Below are 11,159 nucleotides of genomic sequence, written 5' to 3' on the forward strand. Positions count from 1 at the left end.
TTGATACTTACAACCAAAAATTCCTAGGTCGCAGTCATAAAGGTTTCCAACAGGCCGAAGGCGAGCTCGAACAAATGCTGAGTCAACCGATGGAGAATTAGAAACAATCTACAGTAGGGAAGAACCATTTACACAAAATTATTGACGCTCCCTTTTGAAATAGATGAAATTAATTTTTCGTGAGGGTAAAATATTTTTGTAAATGCATGACCTAGAGGGGACCATTCCTTCTCGGTCCTACTTAGCGTTAGATAATTCCAAATTCCTATAACACTAGATATTTCTTCCAAGGGACAATGATGTAGTCCACTAAATCGATTCCCAGAAGTTCTTCTTCAAAGAATTTGAGATTCTAGCTGGGGGATGGAACAGCAGGATTCATGTTCATGATGGTGTTCCGGGCTATCTCTCGGAGATAGGCCTCACTGCAGCTCAGCCGTTGAACAAACACCTGGTGAACAGCGTTGGTTTGGTTTTTAGTGTGCAGAGTAAGGGTGAGGATTACTTCATACTCCTCATCTCCAAGTTTCGCACTTATTCATTAGCAGCCCCCTTGTCATTTTTATTTTATGGAAGAATGCAGAAAAGCTGTTACTCATGTAGATGCGGATTTTAATGAAGCCATAGAGACCTTCTATCAAGGTTTTAGAACTAATTACCATAAAATTCGTCTAAATAATTTTCATCTAGTTATTTTTGATATTCGGTGAATTCATCACCACACATGCCAAATTACTCATAAATTATTGCTTCATCCTCACCTTACTGCCAGACTCATTCCTCTGGAACTTCTTCAAATGGGGACAATTTTTCAGAAGAACCTCATAACTATTAGTATTATTGACAAGAGAATAAGAGCTTTGTATTTGGTTTTCTCTATTATTTCAGTTGACGTCTCAAATTGCATTTTTTGTGATAAAAATTTGCTGAAATGGAGAGCAATATGGTTTTCTTCACGCATAGATAAAGTCTAAGATGGGTTAAGTACTGTACATTTGTAAATATACTTATTGTTATTCTTCCACAACATGTCAGAAAGAAACTTTTAAAAACACATTCTCATAACAATTAATAGCAGTCTTTTTTATTGAATTAATGTCTAATTTGCCAATCGCTTTGATAAGTCAGTATAATGATTTCTCATTGAAGTAGAGAATTTTTTATAAAAATCTGTTGTAATCACTCTTTTACCTTCAAACTTGCTTCTGGAGGATTAGGGAATTTTTCGTTTATTATACTTACTAATGCTTCATTCAGCTCATACCGCTCCATTTTCCCCTGATACTCCAAATTACGTATATAATCAATTGCACTATCTATATTATCGAATATTCGTTTTTCTTGTTTTGATAATATAGATGTATGATGAAGATCATGTAAACAATTGAAGAAATTAGAGAATCCTTCAGCTGTGAGAAATAGATTTAAGGACTCTCTATTATCATTCCACATGTAGTTTCTATTATCTTCAGGTTGTGTAATCTCTCTAATGACTTTTATAGCATCAGTGCTTAATCCTAGGTAAGAAGAAGCTTTCTCCAATGAGAATGAATCTTCATTAGTTTCACCAGTTAGATATCCAATATCCACATTAAAGAAATCGGCGATTGAAACCATGGTATCGAATTTGGGGAAGCTAACCTCTCCGTTCTTACGAATAACTCCAATATTTAACCATCCGCTCACAGCCTTTTGTCCATAATTAGTTCCATATTTAGCATTTAGTGCTTCTGCTAAAGAAGCTTGAGTATATTTGTTAACCTCCATACAATTTTGTAATCGGTTGTTCCAATATGTTGCTTTTTTTAATGATAAGTCATTCATGGGATAAACCACCTCCTGATATTAAATATTATATGGCGTTTATACGTCTTGTTCAACGTAATTTCTAATGATATTATTTAGTTGTAAATAACAGCTCAGCGGTTCAGTATAAAATTAAGGAGATGCTATTATGGATTCCGAATTAAGAAAAAGCTCTAATATAGTCAATAAAGCAAATGAATCTAAAAAGAAAAGCTTATTTGAGAGAGTGAAAGATCATAAGAAGGAAATTGTTGCTGGAACAGTGATCATTCTTTCTGTGGTGGCAATTGTGCTTGTTGTTAGAAACAAGGATTCTTTAATGGCATCCATCAAGTCATCTGACACTGAGGGTTCCCTGAACAAAAATCTGGAAATCAAAAGTAATGTTGCGCCAACAATATCAGGAGCAATACCAACAAGTATTTCTGATAACTCACCAATTGCAACCACCATTGTCATAGGTCATGTCCGAAACCTTCCTGAAGGTTGGAAACCGTCAACAAATAAATTAGAATTAGCAAGAAATTTGGGGTATTTTTTAGAAGAACATCAAACATGGGTAAACTCTTATACAAAAGCAGTAGCTTAAATTATGAGTGTTGCGGACAATAGGGCTAGTGAGCGTGGACGAGTAGACCACGACGCCTTGGTGCCCAAGATAAGAAGAAAGCCCCAACTAATTTGACTTAGTAGGGCTTCCTGTTTATTTTAATGGATCATCGGTGGATTAATGTCTATTTAACAAATCGATTGTCTTCCAATGGCGGACCTCCGAAAAAAATGAAAATCAGGCCCAGTCTCCAATTCCGTGATGCTCACGCATGAAAACAAACCATAGATGAGAATCTTGTAAGAGTCGAAGAAATGATATAATTTATAGACGTCTCAAAAACCTAATTTTAAAGCATTAAGTCTTTTGTTTTCGAAAAAATTTCAGATTATAGAGAGATAGACACTAGGGTATATAGATTGCTTCTTTTTTGGGGTGAATCATACTTTTTTATTAGTTTAAGTTATATCCATAAGGCGCTCTAGACCCTAATACTGTCTTCCACCAGCTTTCTCTTTGTAAGATATAGTTTTTATCTACACGAGAATTGTAATTCTCCAAAATAGAATAGGTAAAATTGTTTTTTATATGAGTAAACCCCTTGTCAGGATCATTAACAATATTAAGGAGTTCAACATTTTCACCATGTCCATTAGCTACATAGTTTCGCCAACGTTGCAAGAGCATCCCATTGTCGCCAGTTGCTGAACCTACATAAGACTTTCCGTTTGAGTTGTCTCGTAGTAAGTATACCGCTTTTTGGTTTTCCAATGCATTTACCCAGTCTCTTTTGTTTCTGATAATAATACCTTCGAGTTGTTCAAAAGTGAGGCTTGTTTGATCGTAACCAGGAAAATCAATGCCGTCAAAAACTGATGGGAGTACTTGTAGTACCTCAAAATCATCCAAAATTCCACTTGTCCAACGTACCATACTTTGAAAAGTCTTGTGGTATTTCACGATTACTCTTCCATAATACTTACTGTATTCATTGATTTCATTACCCTCATAATTGATACCATTTTTAACGTCTAATTCGTTCGTAATGTGTTTGATTGTTGTTAAGAGCCATAAATTATGGCCAATTTTCAGCATACAAATGACTGTTTGTCCTACATTAAAATACCTTCTATCAGTTCTCCAAAATAGCCATTGAGTGTTTACAATTTCAGGGTTCTTCGTATACTCTACCATAGGGTCTGTCGTACCGTTAAAAATATTGAACTTTATTTTCCACTGGGATTGATCTTCAATCTTTAATAAATCGTTTAACATAATTTTTTCCATTTAAAGTTATACCTCCACTTTTTGATAGCGCCTACATACATATAATAACATACTTCATATATACTGGGAGAAGGCGGACATAATTTTAATGCAGCCATGAAAAATAGAGACTTTATCTGCAACAGGATTTACTCTTAAACAATAAGAGCGAAATGATATTAGGAAAATAATTACTGTAAGTAGGAATAATTTACTTGACAGGGACATTATCCCTGTAAGGTATGATGCTCTTTGAAAAGGAGATGATTGTCATGCAGAATAAAGAGGTCACAGAAAAACTCGGTATCAACAGAGAGAGGATTAAATATTTCAAAAAACAAGCTGTTTTTGTTCCCGAAAAACCATTCGCTGATAGCAGTAAGAACATCGTATATACGGAGAGGGATTTTACGGCACTTAAAAAGCTGGTTGTACTTACAAAATGCGGGTTAACATGTGGGGACATCAAAAAGGTACAGGATGGTGAATCTACGCTTCATCAGGCATTTAACGAACGTAAGCGTATAGTAGAGGAAGAAATGAAAAGAATGCGTGGATCATTGCTTCTTGCAGAAGAGTTGTTGAAAGAAGATATACAATATGAAACTATGCCCGTAGGCTGTTTCTGGAGTATGATACAAGAGAAAGAGCGCGAAGGTGAAGTTTTCATGGATTTATATGACTATTACCCGGTCTCATCTCTACGAATTGTAAAGTGCCCTCATTGTACTGCAAATCAAGAAATCGATTTTGAGGACTATTTATGGGATGAAACTTTTAATGAGAGCCATTCCGATAATGATATGGGGTCGGATATTATTTACAGTTTCGATACTGAGGATAATTATTTATGCAGAAAGTGCGGCAACGGGTTTCGAGTTGAGGGTTGGATTAGAGAATACCCAGTAGGTGCATACGATTCGGAAAATATTGAAATTTTAGTTATGGAGGAATTGTCATGAGAAAAACTGATGAAGAAAGAAACCTGCTCGAAAAATTGGCAAGTGGTATATTAGACGGTATGGTTGGCGAAGAAAAAATTTACAAAGGTTATTCGGATGTATCCTACGGTAAGTATATAAAAGATGGGATTCCAATATCGTATAAAGAGGGCGAATCAAGTCGTTTCTTTAACGGGAAGGAAAATGAAAGAATAAAGGGAAAGAAGACAACAGAATCCTACGATACCGACGAGCTGAAATTGAGTTTTTTGCAAAAATATGGGTGGCTTATGGATGACGAAGACGTAAAGGCCTATAGTGCTAAATTTAAGCCGATAAAATAGTGAAGTGAACAATGATACACTCCAATTGAACATAAAAACCCATCATTAGAATAAAACATGTTGCGATAAGCTTTTTTATGAGCCTTCAAATGGCGGGGTCTTCAAATTGAAACAGGCTTTTTTGTAGGGGGTTTACCATACTGGTTTAACATTCATGATAACTTTAATCACATAGTACAATAGATGCAGAAGCATTAAAGCCGACGACCTTTTCTTTCATTGTGTATTCGACTTCTTTTTTTGCATGATTGTATACAAGAACATGTTATTGCTGGAGTTGATTCGAACGGCATCAGTAGTTATGTGGTCTACAATAAAATTGCTGCAGTAAAAAACCGCAGTAGAATATGATATGCACGGACGTATCATAAGTAAGAGAGGCTGGGTTGAACATAGACAATATAGATAGGAGAGCTAACATGGGAGAGTTCGATGCTTTAACGAAATACATACCTCTAATTGAAGATGACGAAATGGGTGTTTGGATAATTGACGAAAAAAATAATGGAACGCCTGAACATCCAATTCAGATGCCATTCGTCCATTACTCTAGAACGGTTCATGAGTTCATTGTCGATGTATATGATTTTATTGATCAACGGAAGGACTTAAGGCTAGATCAGTATAGAGATATCTTTGAAGAAAATAATGTGGGAATGGGTAGCCGTAATATTATAGATACGGATGTATCCTTAATGAAGGGACAGTTCGTGGCCGCCCTTATAGTGGCAAGCATCCGCGCGGACCGAATTTCTGAAGGAACTTTACTTAGACTCTTTAAAGATGGGTATATTACAAAATGGCTTAAACGATTAAAAGAAATAGACCATTCATAAGGCTGATTTGAAAGCCTCAGAATATCATTCAGTATGGTGCTAAAAACGAAGAAGCTTTGCATCGAGTTCAAGAATCAATTAAAACTAATCACTAGTGTTGCATTAAAATAACGCCGTCAAGAAGTTCTTGAAGAAGATGTGCGCTTGATAATTGATTATCTAATTTCTCATAAGGTCGCTTCTCGTCAAGATATTCAAGAGAGAACCCAGCTTTCTAGAAATAAAATAATCAGGTTATTGAATAAGCTGATTGAGGAGAAGATTGTAATTAAGGAAGGAAGCAGTGTCGCTACAACATATTCCTTAAAGAAATTTCCATAAATGAATTATTCTGAAATTCCTTCTTTAAATTTTATAGTGGGTAGAATGTAGGACGCTTTTAAGACGCTTTTCATAAGTAGCTTTGAGAAATACGATAATATCAATGATCATTTGAGTTTATAACCTTTATCAAACCGATACGCTTCTGGTACGCAATTATATGAGACATTTCCAATCATTATGGAGGTTGCTAACATAAATAGCGATTTTAATTTGATGGATAGCTTATATTAAGTGATGTATGGACGAGAGATATATTACTTACTCCCTGTTAGAAAGAAAAATGGCAATACCATTTTGGTAATGAACAGCCTTATACCAAACAAATTGAAGACGGCTTGCTGCGTTGGCTGCGCGTCTTTGGTGGTGACAGGGAAGTCTTGAATCATGCATTCCTTTGCTCGGGGCGTTATGTGGCAAAGTCCTATCAGTATTTGGATGCCATTCTACGGAATTGGTGGGAAGAAGAGTTGCATACGACTGAGGATATTTATGACCAAGAGCTCTCTAATAAATTTGAAAATAGCAAATACCAGAATCACCGTAATTTACTCCATCAGTTTGGTATACTTAACTTAACAATGATTGATGGAGGAGACTAAAATATGGAACCAGCATTTATGAGTGAATATACACTTGTTGAGCGTGAAAATTTACTGATGAAAGCAATCCTTAAATCTTTAATTGACTTAGGTGGAGTTGCAGAACGCAAAGAGATTAGGCGCGATATTTATGATAATTCTCCGATTGTCCCAGAAGATTACATTGATTACTATAGAATTTCCAAACAAACTGGCAATAAGTATAAACCATTCAATTGGCAATTTAACTTTGCTATGAAGTATTTAAAATATGCCGAATTCGTTACATATCCCAAACGTGGCACAATTGAACTGACGGAAAAAGGACGTAAAGTTGATTTGAGTAGTTTCGATCCAGTAGAAGATGTCAGGAAAATATCACAACCAATTATGGATGAGGAGTCAAAGAAAAAGAAAACGAAGAAAGTAATCACTGTTTCTGCACTCGAAGATGACACTAGTGATTCAGTGGAAGAAATTTGGAGAGAAAATTTAAAAGAAGCATTAATGGTCATGTCACCAGCTAAGTTTGAATTGTTTGCTAGAGGATTAATCAATAAGATGGGGATTGAACTAGATAAAACTCTCGGAATACAAAATACAGCTGATGGTGGCATTGATGGATTTGGTTATATTACGGCAGATGATTTCAGAACCACTAGAGTCGCATTGCAAGCTAAGCGTTGGGAAGGGAAAGTCAGCTCGCCAGAGATTGATAAGTTCCGCGGTGCGATGGATAAGTACAATGCGGAGTATGGAATCTTCATTACTACCTCAAAATTTACTCGATCTGCAATTGAGGCTTCCAGAGTAGGAACACGAGTGATTACATTGATTAATGGTGATGATATCTGTGATTTGGTGGCGAAGTACGAATTCTATGTCAATCCAGTGATGACGTATGAATTGCAGGAGTTTTATTTTGAGGAAGAATGATTTTTAAGGATTTATTCAGGGAGCAATCGATTATAGATATTTTAAAATAAGAATAAGAAAGGATGATCCCGAAGTTAAAAGCGATAACAAATTCTAATTATTATTTAGTAAGAATTGGAAATGGAGAACGTATTTCAGACATTATCAAGAATAATTTGGTTGCAATAGGATGGAGTGAAGTTGATTTCAGTAGTTTTTCCGACATGGATGCGCTAAAAAAAGCTGTAACAAAAAAATACTACAGCCAACGAGATATAAAGCCCCAAGTGCTAGGAAGAAAACTAAGTCAAATTGAGAAATTCTATACTATTGAAAAGGGAGCTGTTATTCTTGTTCCTTATGGCAAGCAAATTGTACTTGCCCGTTCTAAAGGTAATATTATTTATAATCAGACTGATAAGGGTTATGATCTTGCAAATCAGCTGGAAGTTGAATACTTGAAAAAGAGTGATGGAGAATTAAAATCTTTTTCTCGTGACATCCTGTCTTGAAGCCCTACAAAGAAGATTGCGAGTGCGAGGCACAGTCGTTTCTAACTTAGCTGATTTTAGTAGTGAGTTAGATAAAATGGTAAATAATGATCAGTATTCATTTTCGAGTACATTTTTGGATTTAGAACAGCAAGAAATGACAGACCAAAAGAAAAGACTGTTAACAAAAATTATAAACGGAAAAACTGGTATAAAAACAGGTGGAATTGGTCTAGAAGAGATTGTAATGGAATTAATGCAGATTGAAGGTTATGAGGCAACTATCAGTCTGAAAAACCGATTTAAAGGAATAGCAGATATTGATGTAGAAGCAACGAAATCGGATAAATTCTTTGGCGTACAAAAAGTAATAATCCAGATTAAACATCATAGTGGATTTTCAGACTCATATGGCTTACAGCAATTAGTAGCTGCAAAAAAAGAATTAGACAAGAATGAGTATAAACTCATCTTTATTACTACAGCGAAGGTCAATAATAACGTACAGGAAGAAGCTGAAAACCTAGAAATCACATTGATAGATGGATCGGAATTGGTGGATTGGATTTTCGAAAATATTGAAGAACTATCGGATGCTAGTAAACAAAAGTTATCTATTAGTGTAATCCCCCACATCCTGTAACTTATTTGTTCGTAAGGCGGAATCGAAAGTAGCAGCATAACTCTACTAATGCGATAAAACCAACAGCTGTGGGTGATATAAACATGCTTATCAAAGAAAAGAACTATAATAAAGCACGTAATAATATTGGATATAGATTCATTTAATGAATGATAAATAATGTCAAGACCCTTCGACTGCTTTATTAATTTGAAGGGTCTTTTTATATTACAACAATCCGAATAACAGGAACAAACAAAGGTTCTCGATTTCTATTTAGATTTTAGAACCGCAATGATAAAATAGTTTATAACAGTAGAAGAATCGGAAAATGATGCAGATTTATATTTATTACAAAGGGGGTAAGGGTGATGCAAAATGAAACAAGTATTTTAATCTACCAAACTGAGGATGGAAATACTAAAATTGATGTTCGATTGGAAGACGAAACCGTTTGGATAACGCAAAAGTTGATGGCAGAACTTTTTCAAAAAAGCGTAAAAACCATTAATGAGCATATAAAGAACATCTATGATGAAGGAGAGTTAAGTGAAAATCGAACTATCCGGAAAAACCGGATAGTTCAGATTGAGGGCACTAGAGAAGTAGCGCGTGAAGTAACATTTTATAACCTTGAAATGATAATTGCTGTTGGTTACCGGGTTCGTTCCCATCGTGGCACTCAATTCCGTCAGTGGGCAACGGAACGATTGAATGAATATCTAGTCAAAGGCTTCACTATGAATGATGAACGGTTGAAGGAAATTCGTAATATTGGCTCAGATTACTTCGATGAGTTGCTGGAACGTATCCGCGATATACGGGCATCTGAAAAACGGTTTTATCAAAAGATTACCGACATTTATGCGACATCTATTGATTACAATCCGAATACACCAATCTCAAAAGAATTCTTTGCGACGGTACAAAATAAGCTTCACTTTGCAATTCATGGTTCTACAGCTTCAGAACTGATCATGAATCGGGCAGATGTCACAAAGCCGAATATGGGATTAATGAGTTGGAAAGGACCCAAAGTGCGGAAGCATGACGTCACTGTTGCCAAGAATTATTTAACACAGGACGAACTGGCTGATTTGAATCGTATTGTCACTATGTATTTAGATTATGCTGAAAATCAAGCGAGACGGAAAAAGCCAATGTATATGAAAGACTGGACGGAAAAGTTAGACGCATTTTTAGCATTCAACGAGCATGAGATTTTAACAAACGCAGGTAGAGTACGAGCAAAAGTAGCAGAGCAATTTGCATATGAACAGTACGAAACGTTTAATGAACGACGATTAGCTACTCCTCAAAAAAATGACTTTGATAAATTTATTGAAAATCATAATTTTGAAAAGTAAAAACAAACACAAATTTACATGTAACTTCAAATAATTTTATAAAAAGTTTGATAATACATTTTTTCATGCAGATGTAAAAAAATTACAAAAACATATTTTGGGTTACACTTTCCAATCTCCTTTCGTCATTTATAATGAAGCCTTTTTTTAAGGGACAAAAAAGATAACGAGGAGACTGACAAAGATGACGCAAATTTATGAAACTGACGTATTAGTAGCTGGCTATGGCATTATCCCGAAACTGGTGATGAAAGACAAAGACCTGACTATCGAGGCAAAGGCAATCTATGCCTACATCGCTTCCTATGCAGGGGCAGGGAAGAAAGCATACCCATCGGTTGACCTGATTTGCAGCGACCTGAACATCGGCAAGAATCGTTTCCAGAAGCACCGCAAGTGTCTGATTGAAAAAGGTTACCTGGTGATTGAAAAAGTAACCAACAAAGGCCGATTCACGAATAATCTCTACGTCATCAGCCAAACCATTTCCACCACACCTGAACCAAACGAAGAGGCAACGGCCATTCAAACACCGTTGCCTGATTTTACGGCTGAGGCAGAGTCTATAACGGACCTGCAGGGGCAGGAGAATCATGCCAGTAATAATAACAATCTAAATAGTAACTGTCTTAATAATAACAATTTGAATAATAAAACAGACGAAGATGATGATGACCAAATAAATAAACAAGAAAAAACCGTTCAAAAAAACTGGCAAGAAAGATGATAGTACCATTTTGGTGCTAACAGCCGTACACCCAACAAACTAAGGACGGCTTATCAAATTGACTGCGACTTTACGGCGACAAGGAAGTGGTGAACCATGCGTTTATTCGTGCTGGGCGGTACGGGCGAAGTCCTACCAATATTGAATGCCATCCTGCGTAATTGGTGGGAAGAAGGGCTGCATACGATTGACGAGATTTATGAACAGGAGCTACTTGGTGATTTTTAGCGCCTATGTGTTTTACTTTTTATCCCTGATTCGCATAATCAGAACCATCAACATAGGTACATTCAAATTTCCAACCAAGCCCCCACAAAAAACTTTATGAACGCTCCGCGTTCTATGCCATGACGGAAAATCACGTGCAGGAGTATAATAGGGATGGCAATACA

Annotated in this window: 12 protein-coding genes and 2 pseudogenes; 12 read left to right on the plus strand and 2 right to left on the minus strand. The window is 36.0% G+C overall.

From position 1 onward, the window contains the following. Positions 1-1,179 precede the first annotated feature (1,179 nt). A complete protein-coding gene (locus tag PVE40_RS11455) occupies positions 1,180-1,824 on the minus strand; it encodes a helix-turn-helix domain-containing protein (RefSeq protein ID WP_274732075.1) in 645 nt (214 codons plus the stop codon). Positions 1,825-1,954: 130 nt separating this feature from the next. Between PVE40_RS11455 and PVE40_RS11460 the strand changes: the two genes are divergently transcribed. Beyond that, entirely contained in the window at positions 1,955-2,395 is a 441-nt protein-coding gene (locus PVE40_RS11460) for a hypothetical protein (RefSeq protein ID WP_274732076.1), read from the plus strand. Positions 2,396-2,809: 414 nt separating this feature from the next. Here PVE40_RS11460 and PVE40_RS11465 read toward each other — a convergent pair whose 3' ends face one another. Then, positions 2,810-3,643, minus strand: coding sequence for a GIY-YIG nuclease family protein (locus tag PVE40_RS11465; RefSeq protein ID WP_274732077.1), 834 nt, complete (start codon positions 3,641-3,643; stop codon positions 2,810-2,812). A 251-nt stretch (positions 3,644-3,894) separates the two neighbouring features. Here PVE40_RS11465 and PVE40_RS11470 point away from each other — a divergent pair, with 251 nt between their 5' ends. From PVE40_RS11470 to PVE40_RS11515, 11 genes and pseudogenes are all read left to right on the plus strand, one after another. Next, positions 3,895-4,584: a MerR family transcriptional regulator gene (locus tag PVE40_RS11470; protein ID WP_274732078.1), complete on the plus strand. Its 690-nt coding sequence runs from the start codon at positions 3,895-3,897 to the stop codon at positions 4,582-4,584. Further along, the gene (locus PVE40_RS11475) at positions 4,581-4,907 is read left to right on the plus strand and encodes a hypothetical protein (RefSeq protein WP_274732079.1); all 327 of its coding nucleotides are present in this window, start codon (positions 4,581-4,583) and stop codon (positions 4,905-4,907) included. The genes PVE40_RS11470 and PVE40_RS11475 overlap by 4 nt, the downstream gene beginning before the upstream one ends. Before the next feature lie 419 nt (positions 4,908-5,326). Next, positions 5,327-5,743 carry a DUF6508 domain-containing protein gene (locus PVE40_RS11480; RefSeq protein ID WP_274732080.1) on the plus strand — a complete coding sequence of 139 codons (417 nt, stop codon included), beginning with the start codon at positions 5,327-5,329 and terminating at the stop codon, positions 5,741-5,743. Between the two features lie 132 nt (positions 5,744-5,875). After that, a pseudogene (locus PVE40_RS12985) lies at positions 5,876-6,064 on the plus strand (hypothetical protein); the annotation flags it as partial. Positions 6,065-6,360: 296 nt separating this feature from the next. Next, a pseudogene (locus PVE40_RS11485) lies at positions 6,361-6,666 on the plus strand (DnaD domain protein); the annotation flags it as partial. Positions 6,667-6,669: 3 nt separating this feature from the next. Continuing rightward, positions 6,670-7,581 carry a restriction endonuclease gene (locus tag PVE40_RS11490; protein WP_274732082.1) on the plus strand — a complete coding sequence of 304 codons (912 nt, stop codon included), beginning with the start codon at positions 6,670-6,672 and terminating at the stop codon, positions 7,579-7,581. A gap of 62 nt (positions 7,582-7,643) precedes the next feature. After that, entirely contained in the window at positions 7,644-8,072 is a 429-nt protein-coding gene (locus PVE40_RS11495) for a hypothetical protein (RefSeq protein WP_274732083.1), read from the plus strand. Positions 8,073-8,094: 22 nt separating this feature from the next. Continuing rightward, positions 8,095-8,694 (plus strand): restriction endonuclease, encoded by a 600-nt coding sequence (locus PVE40_RS11500; protein WP_274732084.1) that lies wholly within the window; start codon positions 8,095-8,097, stop codon positions 8,692-8,694. A 350-nt stretch (positions 8,695-9,044) separates the two neighbouring features. Beyond that, positions 9,045-10,040 (plus strand): virulence RhuM family protein, encoded by a 996-nt coding sequence (locus PVE40_RS11505; RefSeq protein WP_274732086.1) that lies wholly within the window; start codon positions 9,045-9,047, stop codon positions 10,038-10,040. Positions 10,041-10,224: 184 nt separating this feature from the next. Beyond that, a complete protein-coding gene (locus PVE40_RS11510; protein WP_274732087.1) occupies positions 10,225-10,767 on the plus strand; it encodes a helix-turn-helix domain-containing protein in 543 nt (180 codons plus the stop codon). Positions 10,768-10,863: 96 nt separating this feature from the next. Beyond that, positions 10,864-10,995, plus strand: coding sequence for a hypothetical protein (locus tag PVE40_RS11515; protein WP_274732088.1), 132 nt, complete (start codon positions 10,864-10,866; stop codon positions 10,993-10,995). The last annotated feature ends 164 nt before the right edge of the window (positions 10,996-11,159 follow it).

It is taken from the genome of Jeotgalibaca caeni (assembly GCF_028863945.1).
GTDB classification, from domain to species: domain Bacteria; phylum Bacillota; class Bacilli; order Lactobacillales; family Aerococcaceae; genus Jeotgalibaca; species Jeotgalibaca caeni.

What these genes read in the sequence shown, in the direction of transcription:
- PVE40_RS11455 (WP_274732075.1), bottom strand. Translation starts at nt 1,824, where the DNA reads ATGAATGACTTATCATTAAAAAAAGCAACATATTGGAACAACCGATTA.
- PVE40_RS11460 (WP_274732076.1), top strand. Translation starts at nt 1,955, where the DNA reads ATGGATTCCGAATTAAGAAAAAGCTCTAATATAGTCAATAAAGCAAAT.
- PVE40_RS11465 (WP_274732077.1), bottom strand. Translation starts at nt 3,643, where the DNA reads ATGGAAAAAATTATGTTAAACGATTTATTAAAGATTGAAGATCAATCC.
- PVE40_RS11470 (WP_274732078.1), top strand. Translation starts at nt 3,895, where the DNA reads ATGCAGAATAAAGAGGTCACAGAAAAACTCGGTATCAACAGAGAGAGG.
- PVE40_RS11475 (WP_274732079.1), top strand. Translation starts at nt 4,581, where the DNA reads ATGAGAAAAACTGATGAAGAAAGAAACCTGCTCGAAAAATTGGCAAGT.
- PVE40_RS11480 (WP_274732080.1), top strand. Translation starts at nt 5,327, where the DNA reads ATGGGAGAGTTCGATGCTTTAACGAAATACATACCTCTAATTGAAGAT.
- PVE40_RS11490 (WP_274732082.1), top strand. Translation starts at nt 6,670, where the DNA reads ATGGAACCAGCATTTATGAGTGAATATACACTTGTTGAGCGTGAAAAT.
- PVE40_RS11495 (WP_274732083.1), top strand. Translation starts at nt 7,644, where the DNA reads ATGATCCCGAAGTTAAAAGCGATAACAAATTCTAATTATTATTTAGTA.
- PVE40_RS11505 (WP_274732086.1), top strand. Translation starts at nt 9,045, where the DNA reads ATGCAAAATGAAACAAGTATTTTAATCTACCAAACTGAGGATGGAAAT.
- PVE40_RS11510 (WP_274732087.1), top strand. Translation starts at nt 10,225, where the DNA reads ATGACGCAAATTTATGAAACTGACGTATTAGTAGCTGGCTATGGCATT.
- PVE40_RS11515 (WP_274732088.1), top strand. Translation starts at nt 10,864, where the DNA reads ATGCGTTTATTCGTGCTGGGCGGTACGGGCGAAGTCCTACCAATATTG.